The following is a 24,519-nucleotide window of genomic DNA, read 5'->3' on the forward strand; positions in this document are numbered from 1 at the left end:
CCGAGCAGGCGCAAGAGCAAGCAGGTCGGGCCACAGGGCCGCGCCACACCTGCGCCGCTAACGGTCTTTGCGCAGGAAGAAATGCTGGATGGCCTGGCTGGCGCGTTCACGCGACGGGCCATCGCCGGTGTGCAACTCGGCCATCGCGCCGTGCAGCATTTTCTGGGTCAGGCCCTTGGCCATGGCTTGCAGCACGGCCTCGACATCTTCGCCGCGCGCCAGCAGCTTGCGGGCACGTGCCAGTTCGGCTTCGCGCCAGGCTTCGGCCTGGCTGTTGAGCTGCCGGATCAAGGGCACGGTGCCGCGCTGGTCCATCCAGTGCAGAAAACTCTGCACGCCGGCGTCGATGATGGCTTCGGCTTGGGCCACGGCAGCCTGCCGGTTGGCCTGGCCGGTCTGCACCACGGTGGCCAGATCGTCCACGGTGTAGAGGTAGACGTCTTCGAGGGCCTTGACTTCGGGCTCGATGTCGCGGGGCACTGCCAGGTCAACCATGAACATGGGGCGGTGGCGCCGTTGCTTGAGGGCTCGCTCCACGGCACCGAGACCAATCAGGGGCAGGGTGCTGGCCGTGCAACTGATCACGGCATCAAATTCGTGCAACCGGGTGGGCAGGTCGGCCAGTCGCATCACCTCGCCCCCAAACCGTCCGGCCAGCTTTTCGCCGCGCTCCAGGGTGCGGTTGGCAATGGCAATGGCCTTGGGGTTGCGGGCCGCGAAGTGGGTGGCCGCCAGTTCGATCATTTCGCCCGCGCCCACAAACAGGATGCGGATCTTGCTCAGGTCTTCGAACAGCTGACCGGCCAGGCGCACGGCAGCTGCGGCCATGCTGATGGAGTGGGCGCCGATCTCGGTCGAGCTGCGCACCTCTTTGGCCACGGCAAAACTGCGCTGGAACAGCTGATTCAGCGTCGTGCCCAGTGCACCAGCGCTTTCGGCGGCACGCACAGCGTCTTTCATCTGCCCCAGGATCTGGGCCTCGCCCAGCACCATCGAGTCCAGCCCGCTGGCGACGCGGAAGGCGTGGCGCGCCACTTCGTCGTGTTGCAACAGGTAGGCATGTGAGCGCAGCACCGACGGGGTCACCCCGCCGGTCTGGGCCAGCCAGCCCAGAGTGTGGTCCAGTGCCTGCTGGTCGCCTGCGCAGTAAATCTCGGTGCGGTTGCAGGTGGAGATGATGGCGGCTTCGACGTCCGGGTGGCGCTGGTTGCCAAAGGACTCCCGCAGGCCATGCAGCGTGGGAGCCATTTGATCGACGGCAAAGGCAAAGCGACCGCGCAGATCGAGCGGTGCCGTCGTGTGGTTGATGCCCAAAGCCCAGACTGCTGCCATCGGATGATTATAAAATTGATCGAGGTCGAGGCGGGCGCGCTATCTTTGCCCTTTCCTATGGCCGCCATTGTCCCGCATGGTCTTGAATGACCCGGGTCAGGGCCTCAGAACCTGATCAACATGGGCCCCATCGAGTTGCTTTTTCACCTGGCCAACTTTGTTGCACCGGCACTTTGCGTGTCGGTGTTGCTCACTTTGGTGAGCCCGATTTTGGGCGGCGAAAGCCCCTTTCGCCTTGCCTGGCATTGGAAGCTTGCTATCAATTTTGCTGTCGGTGTGCTGGCGTTGATGCTGGCCGTGCTGATTTTGGGGCGCGATGGCAAGGTGGCGGGCTATGGCCTGCTGGTGCTGTCCGTGACCACCAGCCAGTGGTTTTTGCAGGGCGCCTGGCGCCGCTGAGGAAAACGGGTTTTCTTGATATCGGTCAATTGAGGTCCAGAGACCGGGGCGGGCCGACTGGTTTGGCCTCAGCCCTGCGGGCTGAACAGGTCCACCCGGTCGGTGATGATGCCGTCGGTACCCAGTTCGATCAGCCGTTGTGCGGCCCATTCGTCGTTCACGGTGTAGCTCAGCGTTCGAAGGCCGGCAGCCTGGGCCTTGGCCACGGTGTCGGCATCCCACAGCGCGTGATTCAGGACCACGGCCACACAGCCCAGTTCCACAGCCTTCTCCAGCCAGCCGCGAAAGAGCGTGTCGGCCAGCAGTCCGCGGGGCAGGTGCGGGGCGGTGGCGGCAGCGCCTTCCAAGGCCTCGATCTTGAACGAGGTCAACAGTGGCGGCTCCGAAGCCGAGGCCCACAGGTGCGAGGCATAGGCGGCCACGATTTCGCCGGTGGCGCGCTCGGTGTCGGGGGTGGGCTTGATCTCGATGTTCAGAAAGTAGCCGTTGTGCAGGCAGTAACGTGCCACATTTTCGAAGCTCGGGATGACCTCGCCCGCATAAGTGCGCGAATGCCAGCTGCCGGCATCCAGTTGGGCCAGTTCGCCGTAACTCAGGTCACCGGCGATGCCGCGGCTGTTGGTGGTGCGCTGCAAGGAGGCGTCGTGCAGCAGAAACGGCACGCCGTCGGCGCTCAGCTTCACGTCGCATTCGAACATGGTGTAGCCGAAGCTTGCACCGTGCCGGAACGCGGCCAGGGTGTTTTCGGGGGCCAGCTTGCCGGCGCCACGGTGGGCAATCCAGCGGGGGTAGGGCCAGTGGGGAAGGCTGGGGTTCATGGCAAGGCGAAGGCAGAAGTCTGGGTCAGAGACGCTTGCTGGTGGCGGCGTCGAAATGGTGGATGCGGTCTTCACGGGGCGCCACGTGGATCAAGCTGCCAGGTGCAGGCACCTGGGCGCTTTCCTCGATGCGCACGATCAGTTGCTCCTGGGCCGAACCTTGGCCCAGCCGGCCGTAGATCAGCCGTTCGGCACCCAGCAGCTCGGTGGTTTCCACCGTCACGGCCCAGCCTGTGCTCGTCACGTCCAGGTGCTCGGGGCGGATGCCCGTGATCACGCCTTCGCGGGTCCCGGGGGCGTGTTTCAGCAGGTTCATGGAGGGGGATCCGATGAAACTGGCCACAAACGTGGAGGCCGGGCGGTGGTACATCTCTTCGGGCGTGCCGAACTGTTCCATCACGCCGGCGTTCATCACGATCATGCGTTGCGCCAGCGTCATGGCCTCGACCTGGTCGTGGGTCACGAACAGCGAGGTGATGCCCAGCTCGCGGTGCAGCTTCTGGATCTCAAGGCGAGTCTGGCTGCGCAGCTTGGCGTCCAGGTTGGACAGCGGCTCGTCGAACAGGAACACCTGAGGCTGGCGCACGATGGCCCGGCCCATGGCCACACGCTGGCGCTGGCCGCCCGACAGCTCACGCGGCTTGCGCTGCAGCAGGTGGCCCAACTCCAGGATGGTGGCCGCCTTGTCCACGCGCTGCTTGATCTCCGCCGTGGGGACCTTGGCGATCTTGAGGCCATAGGCCATGTTGTCGAACACGCTCATGTGCGGGTACAGCGCGTAGTTCTGGAACACCATGGCGATGTCGCGCTCGGCAGGTTCGAGCTGGTTGACCACCCGGGGGCCGATGGCGATCTCGCCACCGCTGATTTCCTCGAGACCGGCCACCATGCGCAGCAGGGTGGATTTGCCGCAGCCCGAGGGCCCGACGATGACGATGAACTCGCCGTCGGCAATCTCGGCGTTCACGCCGTGGATCACCTGGTTGGCCTTGGGGCCCTGGCCATAGCGTTTGACGACGTTGCGAAGGGAGATGGAAGCCATCGTGTTGCTCTCTTATTTCTCGGTATCAACCAGGCCCTTGACGAACCATTTCTGCATCAGAACCACCACCACGGCGGGGGGGAGCATGGCCAGCACGGCCGTGGCCATGACCACGTTCCAGTCCACGGGCGATTCACCCGCGCCGATCATCTGCTTGATGCCGACCACCACCGGGTACATGTCTTCACTGGTGGCTGCGATCAGGGGCCACAGGTACTGGTTCCAGCCATAGATGAACTGGATCACGAACAGGGCAGCAATGCTGGTGGCCGACAGGGGCACCAGGATGTCCTTGAAGAAGCGCATCGGCCCCGCGCCATCGATGCGGGCCGCCTCGACCAGTTCGTCGGGCACCGTCAGGAAGAACTGCCGGAACAGAAAAGTGGCGGTGGCCGAGGCAATCAGGGGCACCGACATGCCGGCGTAGGTGTTGATCATGCCCAGATCCGCCACCACCTGGTAGGTGGGGCCGATGCGCACTTCCACCGGCAGCATCAGCGTGATGAAGATCAACCAGAAGCACAGGTTGCGCAGCGGGAAGCGGAAATACACCACCGCAAAGGCCGACAGCAGCGAGATGCTGATCTTGCCCACGGTGATGATCATGGTCACCACCAAGCTCACCCACATCATGCGGGCCACCGGGGGCGTGGAACTGATGCGGCCCGAGCCACGCAGTGCCGCCTCGTAGCTGGCCCAGAAGTTGTGCCCCGGCCACAGCGGCATGGGGGCTTGCATGATCTCGGGTGCGGTGTGGGTGGAGGCCACAAAAGCCAGGTAGATCGGAAAGGCGACGATCAACACGCCGACGATCATGACCAGATGGGCCAGCACGTTCAGGGCGGGATTGCGTTCAACCATGACGGCGGCCTCCGGGCTGGGCGAAAAGGGAAGGGCGGGCGGGCTTCATCAGTACTGCACCTTCTTTTCGACATAGCGGAACTGCACGATGGTCAGGGCCACCACGATCACCATCAGCACCACCGACTGGGCGGCCGAGCCGCCGAAGTCCATGCCGCGGAAACCGTCGAAATACACCCGGTAGACCAAGGTTGAGGTGGCCTTGCCCGGTCCGCCCTGGGTGGTGGCGTCGATGATGGCGAAGGTGTCGAAGAAGGCGTAGACCATGTTGATCACGCCGAGGAAAAAGGTGGTGGGCGACAACAGCGGGAACTGGATGCTCCAGAAACGACGCCAGGGGCCTGCGCCATCGATGGCCGCAGCCTCGATCAGCGACTTGGGAATGGCGCTGAGCCCGGCCAGGAAGAACAGGAAGTTGTACGAGATCTGCTTCCACACCGAGGCCATCACCACCAGCGCCATGGCATGCTGGTCGTTGAGCAGGTGGTTCCATTCAAAACCGATCTGGCGCAGGCCATAGCTGACCACCCCGATCGAGGTCGAAAACATGAAAGACCACAGCAGGCCTGACACCACCGGCGCCACGGCATACGGAAGAATCAGCACCGTCTTGTAGAACGTGGCCCCCCGCGTGATGCGATCGGCAAACACCGCCAGCAGCAAGGCCAGGCTCAGGCCCAGCACGGTCACCAGCGCTGAGAAGATCAGCGTGGTCTCGAACGATTCCACATAGGTGGCATCCGCCCACAATGTGCGGAAGTTGTCCAGCCCGACCCAGGTCACGGTGGTGCCAAAGGCATCCTGTTGCTGCAGCGACTGGATCAAGGCCTGGCCTGCGGGCCAGAAGAAGAAGACGCCGACGATGATCAGCTGGGGTGCCAGCAAGGCCCAAGGCAGCCAGCCGGACCTGAATAAAACTCGTTTTTCCATGGAGGGTGCCCTGGTGAGTCAAACAGCCCGTCCGCTGGTGGCGGGCGGGCTGTCAAGGGGCGCGCAGCGCCCCTTTGGGCGCATGCACGTTTGTGAAGGGCAGGCAGCATAACGCAGCCTGACGGGCCTTCTTGTCGCCTGAGCGGCTTATTTGTTGGCGGCCTGGAACTTCACCAGCAGCTCGTTGCCGCGTGTCACGGCCGTGTCCAGGGCTTCCTTGGCTGTCTTCTTGCCGGTCCAGATCTGTTCGGTTTCCTCGTCCAGGATGGCGCGGATCTGCACAAAATTGCCCAGGCGCACGCCACGCGACTTGTCGGTGGTCTTGCGGATCATCTGGTTCACGGCCACGTCGGTGCCCGGGTTCTTCTTGTAGAAACCCGACTTCTCGGTCAGCTCGAAAGCGGCGGTGGTGATGGGCAGGTAGCCGGTGCGCTGGTGGCTGGCGGCCTGCACATCCGGCTTGGACAGGAAGTTGAAGAACGAGGCCACGCCCTTGTAATGGGCTGCTGGCTTGCCTGCCAGCACCCACAGGCTGGCGCCGCCCACGATGGTGTTCTGCGGTGCGCCCGGCACATCGGGGTAGTAGGGCAGGGTGGATTCGGCAAACTTGAACTTGGAGTCGCGCTGGATGCTGGCGTAGCTGCCCGACGAACCCACGAACATCGCGCATTCACCCGAGGTGAACGAGGTGATCGCCTTGCTGGCGCGCCCCTTGTAGACGAACAGGCCTTGCTTGGCCATGTTGCCCAGATTCTCGAAATGTCGCACATGCAGGGGCGAGTTGAACTCCAGGCGGGCGTCCAGACCGCCAAAGCCATTGCCCTTGCTGGCATAGCTGGTGTTGTGCCAGGTGGAGAAGCTTTCCAGTTGGGCCCAGGTCATCCACGAAGTGGTGAAGGGGCACTTGCTGCCGCTGGCCTTGAGCTTGGCGGCGACCGAGACCACATCGGGCCAGGTCACCGGGGCTTTTTCGGGGTCCAGGCCGGCCGCCTTGAAAGCGTCCTTGTTGTAATAGAACACGGTGGTCGAGCTGTTGAAGGGCAGCGACATCATCTGGCCATTGGGGGCCGTGTAATAGCCGGCCACCGCTGGGATGTAGGCCTTGGGGTCGAACTTGACGCCGCCTTCCTTCATCACTTCGGCCACGGGCTTCACGGCACCCTTGGCGTACATCATGGTGGCTGTTCCCACTTCGAACACCTGCAGGATGTCGGGGGCATTGCCGGCGCGGAAGGCAGCGATGCCTGCGGCCATCGATTGGTCGTACTCGCCCTTGTAGGTGGGCACCACCTTGTATTCGCTCTGGCTCTCGTTGAACTGCTTGGCCAGGTCATTGACCCAGTCGTTGAGGGCGCCATCCATCGAGTGCCACCACTGAATCTCGGTCTGGGCCTGGGCGGGTGCACCGATCACGGTGGCCAGCGCGGCCACGAGGGCCAGGTTGCGGAATTTCATGCAATCTCCTGCGGGGGGGTACGAAAAGCGCGGATGCTAGTCGCAAGGTGTGACAAAAGGAAGTCGGTTTTGTCATACGTGTTGCAATCACTCCATCCGGAGATTCCCTGGGCCCCTGCCGCAGATAACCCTGAAACTCGTCAAGGATTGGGTGGATGCGTTAAATTGTGCATTGCAACAGTTTCGATTCAGGCCCTGCCTGACCCTGATGCCCGCCATGACCTCACTGCTCACGCTCTTGTCCGATCTGCCTCAACAGCCCGCCCGGGTGCTGGCGTCGGTGCGTGCGTCCTCCTGGCGATCCCGGCGCTGGCTTTGACGCCCTGGCCGGGTTGGCGGCGGGCTTTCCTGCCTTCCATCCGAGCCCTTCTTCCCGGTACCGTAAAATCCGGGCCCCAAGGTCCATGGGCATGTCCATGCCCACCCCCCAGGTTTACTCCATGAATGCACCCACCGCGTTGGCCGCCATCTTGTCGCAGGCCGCAGAGCCTGCCCGACTTCGCGAAATTCCGTACAACTACACCTCGTTTTCCGACCGGGAAATCGTCATCCGCCTGCTGGGCTCGCGGGCCTGGGAGCTGCTGAGCCAGTTGCGCGGTGAGCGCCAGACCGGCCGTTCTGCCCGCATGTTGTACGAAGTGCTGGGCGACATCTGGGTGGTGCAGCGCAACCCCTACCTGCAGGATGACCTGCTGGACAACCCCAAGCGCCGTGGCCTGCTGGTGGAGGCCTTGCGCCACCGCCTGGGCGAGATCGAGCGCAGGCGCACCCCGGGTGATGACGCTGCCCGCGATGCGTTGGTGGGCGAGGTGCTGGGCATGGCTGAACAGGCCGTCAAGACCTTCGATGCGGCATTTCAAGAGGCCGCCACCCTGCGCGCCCAGGTCAGCAAGCGCCTGCGCAAGGTCACGGCCAAAGACAACATCAAGTTCGACGGCCTGTCGCGTGTGGCCCACGTCACCGACGCTACCGACTGGCGGGTGGAATATCCCTTCGTGGTGCTGACCCCGGATTCCGAGGCCGAGATGGCAGCCCTGGTGCGTGCCTGCATCGAGCTGGGGCTGACCATCATCCCGCGTGGCGGTGGCACCGGTTACACCGGTGGCGCCATCCCGCTGACCTGGAAGAGCGTGGTCATCAACACCGAAAAGCTCGAAGCCATGACCGAGGTCGAGAAGGTGCAGCTGCCCGGCATTGCCGAGTCGGTGGCCACCATCTGGACCGAAGCCGGTGTGGTCACGCAACGCGTGGCCGACGCCGCCGAGCGAGGTGGTTTTGTCTTTGCGGTCGACCCGACCTCGGCTGAAGCCTCGTGCATCGGCGGCAACATCGCCATGAATGCAGGCGGCAAGAAGGCCGTGCTGTGGGGCACCGCCCTGGACAACCTGGCCAGCTGGCGCATGGTCACCCCCGATGCCCAGTGGCTGGAGGTGACGCGACTGGACCACAACCTGGGCAAGATCCACGACGCCGAGGTGGCGACCTTCGAGCTGAAGTATTTCGAAGCCGACGGCAAGACCCCGGTGCGCACCGAGCGCCTGGTGATCCCGGGCAAGACCTTCCGCAAGGAGGGCCTGGGCAAGGACGTGACCGACAAGTTCCTGGCCGGCCTGCCGGGCATCCAGAAAGAAGGCTGTGACGGCCTGATCACCAGCGCGCGCTGGGTGGTGCACCGCATGCCTGAACACACCCGCACGGTGTGCCTTGAGTTTTTCGGCAATGCCAAGGATGCGGTGCCCAGCATCGTCGAGATCAAGGACTTCATGTTCGCCGAGCAAAAGCGCAGCGGCGTGTTGCTGGCCGGTCTGGAGCACCTGGATGACCGTTACCTGAAGGCGGTGGGGTATGCCACCAAGAGCAAGAAGGGCAACGGCGGCCTGCCCAAGATGGTGCTGATCGGCGACATCGCGGGCGACAACGCCGACGACGTGGCCCGCATCACCTCCGAAGTGGTGCGCATCGCCAACTCGCGCCATGGCGAGGGCTTCATCGCCATCAGCGCCGAGGCGCGCAAGAAGTTCTGGGCTGACCGCAAGAAGACGGCCGCCATCAGCCGTCACACCAACGCCTTCAAGATCAATGAAGACGTGGTGATCCCGCTGCCGCGCATGGCCGAATACACCGACGGCATTGAGCGCATCAACATCGAACTGTCGCTGCGCAACAAGCTCAAGCTGTGCCACGAGTTGGAGGCCTTCTTCAAGCAAGGCAAGCTGCCCCTGGGCAAGGCCGACGACGCCAGCGAGATGCCCTCGCCCGAACTGCTCGAACAGCGCGTGGCCCAGGCCATCGCGGTGCTGCAGGAAACCCGTGACCTGTGGGCGGGCTGGCTCAATGACGTCGACACCCTGTTCCCGCAATTGCAGGATCACAGCCTGCGTGCCAGCTGGAAGGCGCAGATCCGCAGCCCGCTGCAGGGCATCTTCACTGGCGCGGCGTTCAAGCCCATCCTGGACGAAGTCAACACCCTCCACCAGAGCGTGCTCAAGGGCCGTGTCTGGGTGGCGCTGCACATGCACGCCGGTGATGGCAACGTGCACACCAACATCCCGGTCAACAGTGACAACTACGAGATGCTGCAGACCGCCCACGAGGCCGTGGCCCGCATCATGGTGCTGGCCCGCAGCCTCGATGGGGTGATCTCGGGTGAGCACGGCATCGGCATCACCAAGCTCGAATTCCTCAGCGATGCCGAGCTGCGTCCGTTCACCGAGTACAAGCAGAAGGTCGACCCCGAAGGCCGGTTCAACAAGGGCAAGCTTCTGCGTGCCCCGGCCGGCACGCTCGAAACACTGCACGCCGACCTGACCAATGCCTACACGCCGAGCTTCGGCCTGATGGGCCATGAGTCGCTGATCATGCAGCAAAGCGACATCGGCGCCATCGCCGATTCGGTCAAGGACTGCCTGCGTTGCGGCAAGTGCAAGCCGGTGTGCGCCACCCACGTGCCGCGTGCCAACCTGCTGTACAGCCCACGCAACAAGATCCTGGCCACTTCGCTGCTGGTCGAGGCCTTCCTGTACGAGGAACAGACCCGCCGGGGGGTGTCGATCAAGCACTGGCAGGAGTTCGAAGATGTGGCCGACCACTGCACGGTGTGCCACAAGTGCCTCAGCCCGTGCCCGGTGAAGATCGACTTTGGCGACGTCACCATGAACATGCGCAACCTGCTGCGCAAGATGGGGCAGAAGAGCTTCCGCCCGGGCAATGCCGCGGCCATGTTCATGCTCAACGCCACCAATCCCGAGACCATCAAGCTGGCCCGTTCGGCCATGGTGGGCGTGGGCATGAAGGCGCAGCGGCTGGCCAACGATCTGTTGAAGGGCGTGGCCCGCAAGCAGACCGGTGCGCCTCCGGCCACGGTGGGGGCGGCTCCGATCAAGGAGCAGATCATCCACTTCATCAACAAGAAGATGCCGGGCAACCTGCCCAAGAAGACGGCGCGCGCCCTGCTCGACATCGAGGACAAGGACTACGTGCCCATCATCCGCAATCCGCAGGCCACCACCGCGGACAGCGAGGCCGTGTTCTATTTCCCGGGCTGTGGATCGGAGCGCTTGTTCAGCCAGGTGGGTCTGGCCACCCAGGCCATGCTGTGGCACGCCGGGGTGCAGACCGTGCTGCCGCCGGGCTACCTGTGCTGTGGCTACCCGCAGCGCGGCAGCGGCCAGTTCGACAAGGCGGAAAAGATCATCACCGACAACCGGGTGCTGTTCCACCGCATGGCCAACACGCTCAACTACCTCGACATCAAGACCGTGGTGGTGAGCTGCGGCACCTGCTACGACCAGTTGCAGGGCTATGAGTTCGAGAAGATCTTCCCGGGCTGCCGCATCATCGACATCCACGAGTACCTGCTCGAAAAGGGCATCACGCTCGACACCTCGGGCGGCGGTGTGGGCTATCTGTACCACGACCCCTGCCACACCCCCATGAAGCTGCAGGACCCGATGAAGACCGTCAAGGCCCTGATCGGTGACAAGGTGCTCAAGAGCGAGCGTTGCTGCGGCGAGTCGGGCACCCTGGGCGTGACCCGCCCCGACATCTCCACCCAGGTGCGCTTCCGCAAGGAAGAGGAAATCCGAAAGGGTGAGGCCGCCTTGCGTGCCTCGGGCGCCGTCGGGCCGAAAGACAATGTCAAGATCCTCACCAGCTGCCCGAGCTGCCTGCAAGGCCTGACCCGCTACGGCGATGACCTGAACACCGGCCTGCTGGAGGCCGACTACATCGTGATCGAGATGGCTCAGCAGATCCTGGGCGCCGACTGGCTGCCGCAGTACGTGTCCGCTGCCAATGCCGGCGGCATCGAGCGCGTGCTGGTCTGATTTCGTCGTCAACTTTGTTGTGGAGCATGTCATGTCGATTGTTCGTCGAGCCCTGATGGTCAACACCCTGCGCGGCCTGGTGGCCGCCGCAGCCCTCACGGCCGCCGGCCTGGTCGGGGCGCAGACTGCCAAACCCATCCGTCTGTTGGTGGGTTTTCCGGCCGGCGGGGGTACTGATGTGATCGCCCGTACCCTGGCCGACAGGCTCAAGGACGAGCTCGGTGTACCGGTGGTGGTGGACAACCGCCCCGGTGCGGGGGGGCAGGTGGCGGCACAGGCCCTCAAGGCCTCGGCCCCGGACGGCAGCACCTATTTCCTGAGCCATGACCACACCATCTCCATCCTGCCGCTGGTGGTGAAGAACCCCGGCTTCGACCCGGCGCACGATTTCGTGGCTGTGGGCGGCTTGGCCACTTTTGTGAATGCCTTTGCGGTGTCGAGCGGCACGCCAGCCAAGTCGTTCAAGGACTACGTGGCGGCGGTGCATGCGGCGGGCGGCAAGGGCAACGTCGGGGTGCCGGCACCGGCCTCGGTGCCGGAATTCCTGGTCAAGGTGATTGGCGAGAAGAACAAGCTGGACCTGGTCTCGGTGCCCTACCGTGGCAGTGCGCCCATGTTGGCCGACATGCTGGGCAATCAGATCGGTGCAGGTGTGGCCTCAGTGCCAGATTTCATCGAGAACCACCGTGCCGGCAAGCTGCGCGTGGTGGCCGTGCTGGGTGACAAGCGTCAGGCGGCCCTGCCGGATGTGCCCAGCTTTGCTGAGCTGGGCTTGGCCGGCTTTGAGGATGTGCCCTACTACGGCATCTTCGCTGTCGCTGGCACGCCCAAGGCCTCGCTGGACCAGTTTTCTGCCGCACTCGCCAAGGTGCTGGCCCAGGCGGATGTGCATGAGCGCCTGACGGCCATGGGCCTGAGCGTGGGCTACTCGACCGGGGCTCAACTGGCTGTCCGCGAGCGCAGTTATGCCCAGACCTGGGCGCGCATCATCAAATCCAGCGGGTTCCAGCCTCAGTGAGTGGGTTGACTTGAGGGGCCGCCTTGACGCGGGTCAGGTTCGAGGAGGCCTGGTCTGGCCGATTTGCCCCTTCTTGTCGCAGGCTTCCTGCGGGTGGTGGGACAATGCGGGCTGTGCCGCCCCAGGCGGTTTCACCCTCAAGCAAGGCAGGTAGGTATTCATGGCAGGACTCACGGCTGGCGCCCCAACCCCCACGGCGCTCACGGTGCACGGGCAGTCGCGCGTGCTGGAGGTGGCATTTTCGGACGGTGCCGTGTTTCGCCTGCCTTTTGAATTGATGCGCGTCTATTCGCCCTCGGCCGAAGTGCAGGGCCATGGGCCCGGGCAGGAAACCCTGCAGACCGGCAAACGCGATGTGGGCCTGCTGGGCCTGGAGCCGGTGGGCAACTACGCCGTCAAGCCCTTGTTCACCGATGGTCACGAGAGCGGCATCTTCACTTGGGATTACCTGTATTCGCTGGGCAACCGCCAGGCTGAACTCTGGGCCGAGTACGAGGCCCGCCTGCAAGCCGCTGGCCGCGGCCGCGATGACCCGATGCCCGTCAAGGGCGGTCATGGCTGTTCCAGTCACTGAACCCCTCCGCCCGGACCGGGCCACCCCTGCCGCAAGCGGGGTTGTCGCCGAGGCCCGAGGCACTAACGTATAGCATTCAGCCATGAGCACGACACATTTCGGTTTTCAGTCGGTGGACGAGCAGGAGAAGGCTCGCAAGGTCCGTGGGGTCTTCGACTCGGTCGCGTCACGCTACGACATCATGAACGACCTGATGTCCCTGGGCCTGCACCGGGCCTGGAAGGCCTACACCGTCATGGTGGCCAACCTGCACGAAGGCGATCAGGTGCTCGACATCGCAGGGGGCACCGGTGATCTGGCCATGGCCTTCTCCAAGAAGGTCGGCCGCAGCGGCCGCGTGGTGCACACCGACATCAACGAGGCCATGCTGCGCACCGGCCGCAATCGTCTGCTGGACGCGGGCGTGGTGCTGCCCACCCTGGTATGCGACGCCGAGAAGCTGCCTTTTCCCGACAACCATTTCGATGTGGTCAGCGTGGCCTTCGGTTTGCGCAACATGACCCACAAGGACCAGGCCCTGGCCGAGATGAACCGCGTGCTCAAGCCGCGGGGCAAGTTGCTGGTGCTGGAGTTCTCCAAGGTGGCGGCGCCGTTGGCCAAGCCCTACGACTGGTATTCCTTCAAGATCCTGCCCCGCCTGGGGCAGATGGTGGCCGGCGATGCCGACAGCTACCGCTACCTGGCCGAATCGATCCGCATGCACCCTGGGCAGGAAGAGCTCAAGGCCCTCATGAAGCAGGTTGGCTTTGGTCATGTGGACTACCACAACCTCACCGGCGGGGTGGTGGCCCTGCACGTCGGCATCAAGTGCTGAGGGCGCGCGCCCGAACCGAATGAACGGGGCTTGCCCCACTGTACGAGAAGATGGAGATGACATGAAGAAGCTTTGGTCTGTGGTGCTGGCGCTGGCGCTGGTGATGGCTGGCCAGGAGGCCGAGGCGGCACGCAGGCTGGGGGGCGGCCAATCGATCGGGCGTCAATCCTCGAACGTGACCCAGCGCGCGGCAGCATCGCCTGCACCGGCAACCCCCGCTTCGCCTTCCGTGGCACCCGCCGGCGCCCCTTCTTCGGTTGCGAAACCAGCACAGGCGGCCGCCCCGGCTGCGGCGCAGGCGCCGCGTCGCCCGTGGGGGGCCATGCTCGGTGGTCTGGCGGCCGGCCTGGGTTTGGCCTGGCTCGCGCACTCGCTTGGTTTTGGTGAAGCCTTTGGTCAGATCCTCATGGTGGCCCTGCTGGCCATGGTGGCCATGGGCGTGATCGGCTGGATCATGCGCAGCCGCCGTGGCGCGGCATCAGCCTCCGGCCCTTACGCCTTCCAGGGGGCGGGCTCACCCGCGGCGGCGCCTGCCCTGCGTCAGTACAGCCCCGATCACGTCGGCAACGACGCCTCTGCCCGGCCCTGGGAGCGTCAGAGCCAGTTCGGCGCTGAGGCTGCGGGCCGCCAATCCGGCGGCGCCTTGATCGGCACTTCGCTGGGGGGCAATCAAAGCTGGGGCATTCCGACCGGTTTTGATACCGAAGGGTTCTTGGGCGCCGCCAAACGCAACTTTGTGTCACTGCAGGCCGCCTGGGATCGTTCCGACATCCCGACCCTGCGCGCCATGATGACCGATGGCATGCTCGACGAGATCCGTGTGCAGCTCAACGAGCGTGAGGCCCATCGCCCGGGGCAGCAGAACAAGACCGACGTGGTCATGATCGAGGCGCAATTGCTGGGCATCGAGGATCTGGGCGAGGGCTACATGGCCAGCGTCGAGTTCTCCGGCATGATCCGCGAGGAACCCGCGGCCGGCCCGAATCCTTTCCGCGAAGTCTGGAACATGACCAAGCCCAAGGATGGCAGTGCAGGCTGGCTGGTGGCTGGCGTGCAGGCTCTGCAGTGAGCCTGAGCCCGCTTTGAGGCTGCCGCCTGCCCAGGCCCGTGCAGGGTCATCGGGCTGGCGACCTACTTTCGGGGAATAATCGCCGGCTATGGCCCAAGCAACCCCTTTCTCCCTGATCGATCAACTGTTTGACCGCGTCACCAGCACATTTCAGCCCCCTGCCTGGCTGGTGAGCGAGTTGCAGCACCGTGGTGTGCTGCTCATCAACCACGTGCTGATGCAAGAACCCGAGGCCATGGCCCGGCTGGCTCGCCAGAAGGGCCGCGTGGCCAGCGTGCAGTGGCGGCTGTTCGACATCAAGCTGCTCATCACCCCGGCGGGGCTGATCGACCTGGCCGAGCCGGGGGCAGCCTCTGATCTGCATCTGGCCGTCACCGAGAGTTCGCCTGCGTCCCTGGTGCAGGCGGTTGTGGCGGGTGAAAAGCCGCCGGTGCGCATCGAAGGCGATGTGCAATTTGCGGCTGAAATCAACTGGATCGTCGATCACGTGCGCTGGGATCTGGAAGAAGACCTGGCCCGTGTGGTGGGCGATGGTCCGGCCCACGCAGCCGTGCAGGCTGTGAAAAACCTGGCCCGCGGCCTCAAGGACTTCGTCACCCGCTTCCCCGCCACCTCCATCGTGCGTGACAAGGACGGGCTATGAGCCGTCTGTTGCGGGGGGGCTACATCCTCTGGGTGGTGCTGCGCTATGGCCTCGATGAGATGGCGCTGACCCATTTCGGGCGGCCCTGGATGATTCGGCTGGCACGCATCATCACCGTTGGCCGCTCGCTCGACGCACCGCGTGGCCAACGCCTGCGCGAGGCGTTGGAGCAACTGGGTCCGATCTTCGTGAAGTTCGGCCAGGTGCTTTCCACCCGGCGCGACCTCTTGCCACCCGACATTGCCGAAGAACTGGCCCATCTGCAGGACCGGGTGCCTCCGTTCAGCTCCGACGTTGCTGTTGCCACCATCGAGCGCGCCTTCCGTCGCCCGGTGGATCAGGTGTTTCAGTCTTTTGACCGTGAGCCCGTGGCCAGTGCCTCGATCGCCCAGGTGCATTTCGGTCTGGTCCGGACGGCCAACGGTCAAGAGCGCGAGGTGGCGATCAAGGTGTTGCGTCCGGGCATGCTGCCTGTGATCGACAAGGATTTGGCGCTGATGCGCATGATGGCCGGTTGGGTCGAAGGCCTCAGCTCGGACGGCAAGCGCCTCAAGCCGCGCGAAGTGGTGGCCGAGTTCGACAAGTACCTGCACGATGAGCTGGATCTGGTGCGCGAGGCCTCCAATGCCGCCCAATTGCGGCGCAACATGACCGGGCTGGATCTGGTGCTGATCCCCGAAGTGTTCTGGGATTTCTGTCACCCCGAGGTGATGGTCATGGAGCGCATGAAGGGTGTGCCCATCAGCCAGCTTGAACGCCTGCGCGAGGCTGGGGTCAACATTCCCCAACTGGCGCGCGATGGCGTCACCATCTTCTTTACCCAGGTGTTCCGTGATGGCTTCTTCCATGCCGACATGCACCCGGGCAACATCCAGGTCAGCCTGGCGCCTGGCACGTTCGGGCGCTACATTTCGCTGGACTTCGGCATCGTCGGCACTCTGACCGAGTACGACAAGGAGTACCTGGCGCAGAACTTCACGGCGTTTTTCCGGCGCGACTACAAGCGGGTGGCCGAGTTGCACATCGAAAGCGGCTGGGTGCCTCCGGAAACCCGGGTGGATGAATTGGAGGCCGCCATCCGCAGTGTGTGCGAGCCCTACTTCGACCGGCCGCTCAAGGAAATTTCGCTGGGCATGGTGCTGATGCGCCTGTTCCAGACCTCACGTCGATTCCAGGTCGAGATCCAGCCCCAGTTGGTGCTGTTGCAGAAGACCCTGCTCAACATCGAGGGCCTGGGGCGACAACTGGACCCCGAACTGGACCTCTGGAGCACTGCCAAGCCCTTCCTGGAGAAGTGGATGCTCGATCAGGTGGGCCCGCAGCGCCTGTTCAAGCAGTTGCGCGACGAGTTTCCGCGCTACGCCAAGCTGTTGCCTGAGCTGCCACGCTTGCTGGCCGGCTACCTGGAGCAAGGGCCGGCCGGTCACAAAAAGGAACTGGCGCTGTTGCTGGCCGAGCAGCGGCGCACCAACCGCCTGCTGCAGTCCATTGTTTACGGTGGCATGGGATTTGTATTGGGCCTGCTGGTGTTGCAACTGGTGATCAGGATCCGCCTGTTCTGACGCCAGGCCCGATTTCGGGATAATCCGCCGTCTTCCTGGAGGTTTCCGTGCTGCTGACCCTGGTCATCATCTACTTGCTCGTCACGATTGCCATCGGCCTGTGGGCGGCCAAACGGGTGAAAAACACCGCCGATTTCGCGATCGCGGGGCGCCACCTGCCCCTGTTCATGATCGTCACCACCACGTTTGCGACCTGGTTCGGGTCCGAGACGGTGATGGGCATTCCGGCCACCTTCATCAAGGAGGGCTTGCATGGCGTGGTCGAAGACCCGTTTGGCGCCGGGTTCTGCCTGATCCTGGTGGGGTTGTTCTTCTCGGCGCGGCTGTACAAGATGTCGCTGCTCACCATCAGCGACTATTACCGCGAACGGTATGGCCGGGTGGTCGAGATCCTTTGCTCGCTGATCATCCTTCTCAGCTACCTGGGCTGGGTGGCGGCCCAGGTCACGGCCCTGGGGCTGGTCTTCAATGTGTTGTCCGAAGGCGCCATCTCGCAACCGGTCGGCATGTTGATCGGCACGGCCTCCATCCTGGCCTATACCCTGTTCGGTGGCATGTGGTCGGTGGCGGTGACGGATTTCATCCAGATGATCATCCTGGTCTGCGGGTTGCTGATCCTCGCCGTGTTTGCCGGACAGCAGGCGGGTGGGGTGGACAAGGTGCTGGCCTACGCCCAGGAAAAGGACCTGTTCGCCTTCTGGCCGCCCATGCAGTTCAAGGACATCCTGTTTTTCATCGGTGCCGGCATGACCATGATGCTGGGCTCGATCCCGCAGCAGGACGTGTTCCAGCGGGTGATGTCGGCCAAGGACGAGCGGGCTGCCACCCGGGGCCCGGTGATCGGTGGCATCTGCTACATCTTGTTTGCCTTCGTGCCCATGTTCCTGGTCACCAGTGCCTTGATCATCATGCCCGAGACCACGGGGCAACTGTTGTCCACCGGCCGCAAGGTGGACAGCCAGATGATTTTGCCCACCCTGGTGCGCACGCACATGCCTTTTGTGATGCAGGTGCTGTTTTTTGGTGCCTTGCTGTCGGCGATCAAAAGCACTGCCTCGGCCACCTTGCTGGCGCCCTCGGTCACTTTTGTGGAAAACATCTGGCGTCAGTTCTTTCCGCGCCAGAGTGACCGGCAGGAGCTGCGCACCATGCGCATCACCGTGCTGATCTTCAGCGTCTTTGTGTGCACCTATGCCATTCTGTCCAAGGACAAGCCCATCTATGAGATGGTGTCGGGCGCCTACCAGGTCACCTTGGTGGGGGCCATCGTGCCCTTGACGGCCGGGCTGTACTGGAAACGGGCCACCACCCAGGGGGCACTGTTCTCGATCGTGCTCGGCATTTTGTGCTGGCTGCTGTTCATCATGACCCCGGCCGGGGAAGAGGTGCCGGCCCAGTTGGCCGGCTTTGTGGCCGCGCTGGTGGGCATGCTGATTGGTTCGCTGGGGCCGCAGGCCATCCGCAACAGCCATGCTGCGCACCACGCCTTGCCGGGCCTTTGAGACCTGGGAACCCATGCACATTGACCGGGCGCCTCTTGCAGAATGACCGCCCGCCTATAATTGAGGGTTTTGCAACCCCCTTCCAAGCTCAGAAAGCCATGCCAATCTACGCCTACAAATGCGAGTCCTGCGGGCACAGCAAAGACGTCTTGCAAAAAATCTCCGACGCTCCGCTGACGGAATGCCCCGCCTGCCATGCTTCGGCCTTCCGCAAACAGATCACGGCGGCCGGTTTCCAGCTCAAGGGCTCGGGCTGGTATGTGACTGATTTCAGGGGTGGCAACAGCGGCGGAAACGGTGCCAGCGCAGGCACCAGTGCCCCAGCAGCAGCCCCGGCCTCGGGCGCTGAAGCGGGTACTTCCAGCGCGCCGGCCGAGTCGTCGTCTGCCAGCGCGGCCAAGTCTGACGCTGCCCCCACCGCCTCGGGTGGTTCGTGCGGCGGCGGTTGCGCCTGTCACTGATGGCCTCCCCCATGGCTGCCATGCGCAAATGGTTGTTCGCGGGTCTGTTGGTCATCGTGCCGGTGGCCATCACCATCTGGGTGCTCGACTGGATCATCGGCACCCTGGATCAGACCCTGCTCATCCTGCCCCAGAAATGGCGGCCAGATGAGTTGCTGGGCTTCCACATCCCGGGCTTCGGGGTGGTGCTCACGCTGCTCATCCTGTTGGTGGTGGGCGCCGTTGCCAGCAACTTTCTGGGCCGCAAGCTCGTCAAGCTGGGCGACGCCATCGTGCACCGCATCCCGGTGGTACGTTCGATCTATTCCAGCGTCAAGCAGGTCTCGGACACGCTGTTTTCGGAAAGCGGCAATGCATTCCGCAAGGCCGTTCTGATCCAGTGGCCGCGTGACGGCGTCTGGACCGTGGCGTTCGTCACGGGCACCCCGGGTGGTGATGTGCTCACCTACCTCAAGGACGACTTCCTCAGCGTCTACGTGCCCACCACGCCGAACCCCACGGGGGGGTATTTCGTCATGTTGCGGCGCAGTGACTGCATCGAACTCGACATGAGCGTGGACGAGGCGCTCAAGTACATCGTTTCCATGGGCGTGGTCGCTCCTGCGGGCCCGGCCATCCTCTCTCAATCTTCTCAGTAATGCGCCTGCTGGCGCTGGATGTTTCTTATGGCTATGCGTTCACACTATTGCGGTCTCGTGACCGAAGCCCTGCTGGGCCAAACCGTTACCTTGTCGGGCTGGGTCAATCGTCGTCGTGACCACGGTGGTGTGATCTTCATCGACCTGCGCGACCGCGAAGGGTATGTGCAAGTGGTCTGCGACCCGGACCGTGCCGAGATGTTCAAGGTTGCCGAAGAAGTGCGCAATGAGTTCTGCGTGCAGGTCAAGGGTGTGGTGCGTGCCCGCCCGGATGGCACGACCAACGACAAGCTCAAGAGCGGCCAGATCGAAGTGCTGTGCCATGAGCTCAAGGTGCTCAACCCCTCGGTCACGCCTCCCTTCCAGATCGATGAGGACAACCTCAGCGAGACCACCCGCCTGACCCATCGCGTGCTGGACCTGCGCCGCCCGTACATGCAGAACAACCTGATGCTGCGCTACCGCGTGGCCATGGAAGTGCGCAAGTTCCTGGATGCCAATGGCTTCATCGACATCGAAACGCCGATGCTGACCAAGTCCACGCCCGAAGGCGCGCGTGACTATCTGGTGCCCAGCCGTGTGCATGACGGCCAGTTCTTTGCGCTGCCCCAGTCGCCCCAGCTGTTCAAGCAGCTGCTGATGGTGGCGGGCTTTGACCGCTACTACCAGATCACCAAGTGCTTCCGTGACGAAGACCTGCGCGCTGACCGCCAGCCCGAATTCACGCAGATCGATATCGAAACATCGTTCATGGAAGAGCAGGACATCCGTGACATGTTCCAGGGCATGATCAAGACCGTGTTCCAGAACACCCTGGGTGTGGACCTGGGCGAGTTCCCGGTCATGACCTACCAGGATGCGGCCTTCCGTTTCGGCTCTGACAAGCCCGATCTGCGCGTCAAGCTCGAATTCACCGAGCTGACCGACGTGATGGCCGATGTCGATTTCAAGGTGTTCTCCACCCCCGCCACCACCAAGGGTGGCCGTGTGGTGGCCCTGCGTGTGCCGGGCGGTGCCAAGGAAGGTACCGGCCTGTCGCGCGGTGAGATTGACAGCTACACCGAGTTCGTCAAGATCTATGGTGCCAAGGGCCTGGCCTGGATCAAGGTCAACGACCTGAGCAAGGGCCGTGACGGCCTGCAAAGCCCCATCGTCAAGAACCTGCACGACAAGGCCATCACCGAGATCCTGGCACGCACCGGCGCTCAGGACGGTGACCTGCTGTTCTTCGGGGCCGACAAGGAAAAGATCGTCAACGACTCCATCGGTGCCCTGCGCATCAAGATCGGTCACAGCGAGTTTGGCAAGAAGAATGGCCTGTTCGAGAGCCGCTGGGCCCCGCTGTGGGTGGTCGACTTCCCGATGTTCGAGTTCGACGAAGACGGTCAGCGCTGGAATGCGGTGCACCACCCCTTCACCGCTCCCAAGGACGGTCATGAGGACTGGATGGTCACGGCGCCCGAGAAGTGCATCTCCAAGGGCTACGACATGGTGCTCAATGGCTGGGAAATGGGTGGCGGCTCGGTCCGTATCCACCGCGCCGATGTGCAGCAGAAGGTGTTCGATGCCCTGAAGATCAGCCCTGAGGAAGCTCAGCAGAAGTTCGGCTTCCTGCTCGACGCGCTGCAATACGGTGCGCCCCCGCACGGTGGCCTGGCCTTCGGCCTGGACCGCATCGTGACGCTGATGACGGGGGCCGAGTCGATCCGCGACGTGATTGCCTTCCCCAAGACCCAGCGTGCCCAGTGCCTGCTGACCCAGGCCCCGAGCCCGGTGGACGAAAAGCAGTTGCGCGAACTGCACATCCGCCTGCGCAACACCACGCCCGCCGCCTGAGTCCGGCAGATCACCTGAGCGGCCCCGAGCGGCCTGCCAGGACCACAGCGGCCACGGCGCAAGCCCTGGCCGCTTTTTTCTTGCCTCGGAGATCGCCATGCCTGAGCCGCGCGCCTACAAGATTCCCGAATCGGTGCTGGTCCTGATCCATACGCCCGACCGGCAGGTGTTGCTGATCCGGCGCACCGATGCCGGCGAGCACTGGCAATCCGTCACCGGCAGCAAGGACCACACGGGCGAAAGCTGGGTCGACACTGCCGTGCGCGAGGTGATGGAGGAAACCGGGATTGATGCGCTGGCCCCAGGGCATCGGTTATGGGACTGGGGCCTGGAGAATGTCTACGACATCTGGCCTGAATGGCAGCACCGCTATGCCCCTGGGGTGCTGCGCAATCGCGAACGCGTGATGGGGCTTACCGTGCCAACCCCCTTGTCGGTGCGCCTGAGTCCTCGTGAGCACACGGCCAGCCAGTGGCTGCCCTGGTTGGAGGCGGCGGATCAGTGTTTCTCCCCGTCGAATGCCGAGGCCTGTCTGATGTTGCCCCGGTTCCTGGTGTGACTTCAGCCCGGGCCTCAGCGCCCTGGGCGCAGACGCAGCGCGTCCAAGCCCTGCGCCAGGGGCTCTGATTTCGATTCGGCTTGAGGCTTGGGTGGCGCCTCTGCTGGCGCTTGGGCGGCTTGCAGGCTCTCGGCCGCCTGGGCTTTGGCTTCAGCACGTTTGCGCAGGCGCAGTGTCACTCCGCCGGGTTGGCGTTCGCTGTCCTGACCCAGCACGGCCCGAGCCGGGGTGGTGCCGCAGCGGCTTCGCAAGGTGTCGATCTGTTGTTGCAGCGGCTCGGCCTGGGCAATGCGGGCCTGGTGGCGCAACAGCACCTGCTGCGACATGTCGAGCAGCTTGACGTTCAGGGTGGCTTCGCTGTGTTCCAGCAGGCTGCGCACTGCACCGGCCGGATCGCCCGACAGGCTCAGGCCCATGGCACGTTCGGCGGTGCCGTTGATTTCTTGCAGGCACGCGCGGATGGTGTCCGCATAGGGTGTGTGCAGGTGGCAGGCGTTGGCCATCAATTCGCTCAGGCCCCGGGTGTTGGCGTAGCGCATGCCCAGTTGCTTGATCCAGCCACTGCCCTCGGACAGGTCGATCGATGTGTTGGCCAGGACCGACAGCAGGCCTGCCAGGTTGCAGGACGCTTCGAAGTCAAAGTCGACGGCGCTCAATTGCGCAGCCATGTTGCGCACCATCTCGACTGCGCGCGCAAACTGCCTTTGCAGGATCTGCTGCAGCGCACCCGTCACTTCGACGAAGCGGCGTACGCGGGGGCTGTCAGGGTGCCGCTCCAGGATGCGGGCGCAGTCGGCCATGCAGCGTTCCATGCCCTTGCGGTCGTTGTCCGCAAAATACGCAAAGGCCAGCAACACGATCGATTGAAAGTCAAACAGCTTCGAATCAATGCCCAGGATGGTGGCCCGGGCCAGGGCCTTGGTGGCGGTGACACGGTCGCCCATGTAGAACGCCATCATGCCGAACTTCTGCTGCCGCCCGACCGAGTCAGGTGTCAGCGTGCTGGCGGTTCGGTAGGTCTCCAGGGCCTCGGCAAAATTGCCCACCTCGACCTGGGCGCGTCCGAGCACGTCGTAGGCATCGGTGTAGCTCGCGTCTTCACCGATCAGGCCCATCAAGGTGGTGATGGCCCGGGTGGCCTGGCCTGACTCGACCTGGGCTCGGGCCACGCCCAGCTTGGCCCAGGGCAGGGCGCGGGCGGCAATCACCGCCTCGAACAGGGTGCGGGCCTCGTCGTGGCGCCCCAGGCGCAGCAGCAATTCGGTACCGATGCGGGCCGCGTACAGCCAGTAGGGCTGCTGGGTCTCGAAGCGCTGCACGCACAGGCTGGCGGCCAGTTCAAAGTTCTCGTCTTCAATCGCATTGAAGATCGGCATCAGGTGCACCTTGCGCAGGCGGGCCAAACTGAGCCGGTCGAACAGTGCCACGGGGGTGAAGGGCTTGAGCAGGTAGCCGTCGAGGGCGGATTCTGCGGCTTCGGCCACCGACGCGTACGAGGCCTCGGCCGTCACCATGAAGAACACCGTCGAGAACGGCAGCAGGTGGGCTCGGCGCAGGTCATCGAGCAGGGTCTGGCCCGACTCGTTGGTGTCATCAAAATACTGTTCACACAGCACAAAATCGAAGACCGTGTGTTCCAGCCGGTTGCGGGCATCCCGCACGCGGCTGCACTGCACCACCTTGCCCACCCCGTAGTCACGCAACTGGCCAGCCAGAATGCTGCGCGAGGTGGCATTGCTGTCGATGACCAGTGCCAGGCAGTCGCCGATGTCGCGTTGTGGGGCTGTTGCCATGTTGTGTTGTGCAATGGAAAGTGGCTACAAGCCAGATATTCTCCAGGCTCAGTGTAAAGCGGGCGACAGATCCGAAAATCAGAAAAATCACCTAGGGTGTGTCGGATTCCGGTCATATTCGCGGCCAGACGGATGGTCCACAATCCCCGGATGGACAAAGATGGCGTTTTCCGGGTAGCCACCTGGAACATTCACAAAGGTGTGCGAGGCGTGGGGCCGACGCGCAGGCTTGAGATTCATGACATCGGTCATGGTGTGGAGCAACTGGACGCCGATGTGGTCTGCCTGCAAGAGGTGCGCAAGGTGCATCGGCGCGAGCAGAGCCACTTTGCGCGTTGGCCTGCCATGCCGCAGGCCGATTACCTGGCCCCTGAGGGGTACGAGGCGGTGTACCGCACCAACGCGATTACCCGCCATGGTGAACATGGCAATGCCCTGCTCACCCGCTGGCCCGTGGTGAACCATCAGCATGAGGACATGTCTGACCACCGTTTCGAGCAGCGTGGCCTGCTGCATGTGGAGATCCAGGTGGCCGATCGGCTGTTGCACGTGATCGTGGTGCACCTGGGCCTGATCCCAGGCAGCCGGGTGCGCCAGGTTGACCAGCTGCGCCGCTTCATTGCCCGTGAGGTGCGGGTCAGCGAGCCCCTGATCGTGGCGGGCGACTTCAATGAGTTTGGTGGCTCGCTGAGCAGGACATTGCGCCACGATGGCCTGATCGAGTTCGAGGCCTCGCGCCACCCCACCTTTCCATCGCGCCTGCCCCTGGCCCAACTGGACCACATCTACGCCCGAGGCCTGGCCCCGATCAGCGCCCAGGTGCCACACGGGCGGGCCTGGGCACGCATGTCCGACCATCTGCCCCTGATCACCGAGTTCCGGTTCTAG

21 protein-coding genes are annotated in these 24,519 nt (G+C 63.8%); 14 read left to right on the top strand and 7 right to left on the bottom strand.

Annotated elements, in window-relative coordinates; all coding sequences use genetic code 11:
- Positions 1-57 precede the first annotated feature (57 nt).
- Complete coding sequence (gene hemA / locus AC07PT_RS10530; RefSeq protein ID WP_492347246.1) at positions 58-1,332, bottom strand: glutamyl-tRNA reductase; 1,275 nt, start codon at positions 1,330-1,332, stop codon at positions 58-60.
- A gap of 120 nt (positions 1,333-1,452) precedes the next feature.
- Here hemA and AC07PT_RS10535 point away from each other — a divergent pair, with 120 nt between their 5' ends.
- Positions 1,453-1,731, top strand: coding sequence for a hypothetical protein (locus AC07PT_RS10535; protein ID WP_492347245.1), 279 nt, complete (start codon positions 1,453-1,455; stop codon positions 1,729-1,731).
- 68 nt (positions 1,732-1,799) lie between these two features.
- Here the strand turns inward: AC07PT_RS10535 and ugpQ are convergent, their stop codons facing one another.
- The 5 genes from ugpQ to ugpB form a co-directional block, all read right to left on the bottom strand.
- The gene (gene ugpQ, locus AC07PT_RS10540; protein WP_492347244.1) at positions 1,800-2,549 is read right to left on the bottom strand and encodes a glycerophosphodiester phosphodiesterase; all 750 of its coding nucleotides are present in this window, start codon (positions 2,547-2,549) and stop codon (positions 1,800-1,802) included.
- A gap of 25 nt (positions 2,550-2,574) precedes the next feature.
- Positions 2,575-3,591, bottom strand: coding sequence for a sn-glycerol-3-phosphate ABC transporter ATP-binding protein UgpC (gene ugpC / locus AC07PT_RS10545; RefSeq protein ID WP_492347243.1), 1,017 nt, complete (start codon positions 3,589-3,591; stop codon positions 2,575-2,577).
- Positions 3,592-3,603: 12 nt separating this feature from the next.
- Positions 3,604-4,452: a sn-glycerol-3-phosphate ABC transporter permease UgpE gene (gene ugpE / locus AC07PT_RS10550; protein WP_492347242.1), complete on the bottom strand. Its 849-nt coding sequence runs from the start codon at positions 4,450-4,452 to the stop codon at positions 3,604-3,606.
- A gap of 48 nt (positions 4,453-4,500) precedes the next feature.
- A complete protein-coding gene (ugpA, locus tag AC07PT_RS10555; RefSeq protein ID WP_492347241.1) occupies positions 4,501-5,382 on the bottom strand; it encodes a sn-glycerol-3-phosphate ABC transporter permease UgpA in 882 nt (293 codons plus the stop codon).
- A gap of 147 nt (positions 5,383-5,529) precedes the next feature.
- On the bottom strand, positions 5,530-6,837 hold the full coding sequence (gene ugpB / locus AC07PT_RS10560; RefSeq protein WP_492347240.1) for a sn-glycerol-3-phosphate ABC transporter substrate-binding protein UgpB: 1,308 nt from the start codon (positions 6,835-6,837) through the stop codon (positions 5,530-5,532).
- Positions 6,838-7,277: 440 nt separating this feature from the next.
- On the opposite strand from ugpB, the gene AC07PT_RS10565 reads away from it, so the two are divergent.
- The 12 genes from AC07PT_RS10565 (at position 7,278) to nudB (ending at position 21,838) form a co-directional block, all read left to right on the top strand.
- Positions 7,278-11,162: a DUF3683 domain-containing protein gene (locus AC07PT_RS10565; RefSeq protein WP_494656634.1), complete on the top strand. Its 3,885-nt coding sequence runs from the start codon at positions 7,278-7,280 to the stop codon at positions 11,160-11,162.
- Positions 11,163-11,193: 31 nt separating this feature from the next.
- Positions 11,194-12,180 (top strand): Bug family tripartite tricarboxylate transporter substrate binding protein, encoded by a 987-nt coding sequence (locus tag AC07PT_RS10570; protein WP_494656635.1) that lies wholly within the window; start codon positions 11,194-11,196, stop codon positions 12,178-12,180.
- Between the two features lie 160 nt (positions 12,181-12,340).
- Positions 12,341-12,754, top strand: coding sequence for a gamma-butyrobetaine hydroxylase family protein (locus tag AC07PT_RS10575; protein WP_492347237.1), 414 nt, complete (start codon positions 12,341-12,343; stop codon positions 12,752-12,754).
- Between the two features lie 82 nt (positions 12,755-12,836).
- Positions 12,837-13,568, top strand: a complete 732-nt coding sequence (ubiE, locus tag AC07PT_RS10580) for a bifunctional demethylmenaquinone methyltransferase/2-methoxy-6-polyprenyl-1,4-benzoquinol methylase UbiE (RefSeq protein ID WP_492347236.1) — start codon at positions 12,837-12,839, stop codon at positions 13,566-13,568.
- Between the two features lie 61 nt (positions 13,569-13,629).
- Positions 13,630-14,637: a Tim44 domain-containing protein gene (locus AC07PT_RS10585; RefSeq protein ID WP_494656636.1), complete on the top strand. Its 1,008-nt coding sequence runs from the start codon at positions 13,630-13,632 to the stop codon at positions 14,635-14,637.
- A gap of 88 nt (positions 14,638-14,725) precedes the next feature.
- Positions 14,726-15,280 (top strand): hypothetical protein, encoded by a 555-nt coding sequence (locus tag AC07PT_RS10590; protein WP_492347234.1) that lies wholly within the window; start codon positions 14,726-14,728, stop codon positions 15,278-15,280.
- Complete coding sequence (ubiB, locus tag AC07PT_RS10595) at positions 15,277-16,842, top strand: ubiquinone biosynthesis regulatory protein kinase UbiB (protein ID WP_494656637.1); 1,566 nt, start codon at positions 15,277-15,279, stop codon at positions 16,840-16,842. Before AC07PT_RS10590 ends, ubiB begins: the two co-directional genes overlap by 4 nt.
- 47 nt (positions 16,843-16,889) lie before the next feature.
- A complete protein-coding gene (locus AC07PT_RS10600; protein WP_492347232.1) occupies positions 16,890-18,344 on the top strand; it encodes a high affinity choline transporter 1 in 1,455 nt (484 codons plus the stop codon).
- Between the two features lie 98 nt (positions 18,345-18,442).
- Positions 18,443-18,805, top strand: a complete 363-nt coding sequence (locus tag AC07PT_RS10605) for an FmdB family zinc ribbon protein (RefSeq protein ID WP_494656638.1) — start codon at positions 18,443-18,445, stop codon at positions 18,803-18,805.
- An 11-nt stretch (positions 18,806-18,816) separates the two neighbouring features.
- Positions 18,817-19,443 carry a DUF502 domain-containing protein gene (locus tag AC07PT_RS10610; protein ID WP_027478325.1) on the top strand — a complete coding sequence of 209 codons (627 nt, stop codon included), beginning with the start codon at positions 18,817-18,819 and terminating at the stop codon, positions 19,441-19,443.
- A gap of 27 nt (positions 19,444-19,470) precedes the next feature.
- The gene (aspS, locus tag AC07PT_RS10615) at positions 19,471-21,279 is read left to right on the top strand and encodes an aspartate--tRNA ligase (RefSeq protein WP_494656639.1); all 1,809 of its coding nucleotides are present in this window, start codon (positions 19,471-19,473) and stop codon (positions 21,277-21,279) included.
- 97 nt (positions 21,280-21,376) lie between these two features.
- Entirely contained in the window at positions 21,377-21,838 is a 462-nt protein-coding gene (nudB, locus tag AC07PT_RS10620) for a dihydroneopterin triphosphate diphosphatase (RefSeq protein WP_494656640.1), read from the top strand.
- 14 nt (positions 21,839-21,852) lie between these two features.
- Here the strand turns inward: nudB and AC07PT_RS10625 are convergent, their stop codons facing one another.
- Positions 21,853-23,631: a response regulator gene (locus AC07PT_RS10625; protein WP_494656641.1), complete on the bottom strand. Its 1,779-nt coding sequence runs from the start codon at positions 23,629-23,631 to the stop codon at positions 21,853-21,855.
- 150 nt (positions 23,632-23,781) lie between these two features.
- Here AC07PT_RS10625 and AC07PT_RS10630 point away from each other — a divergent pair, with 150 nt between their 5' ends.
- Positions 23,782-24,519: an endonuclease/exonuclease/phosphatase family protein gene (locus AC07PT_RS10630; RefSeq protein ID WP_494656642.1), complete on the top strand. Its 738-nt coding sequence runs from the start codon at positions 23,782-23,784 to the stop codon at positions 24,517-24,519.

This window comes from Curvibacter sp. GW821-FHT09D12, assembly GCF_059416245.1.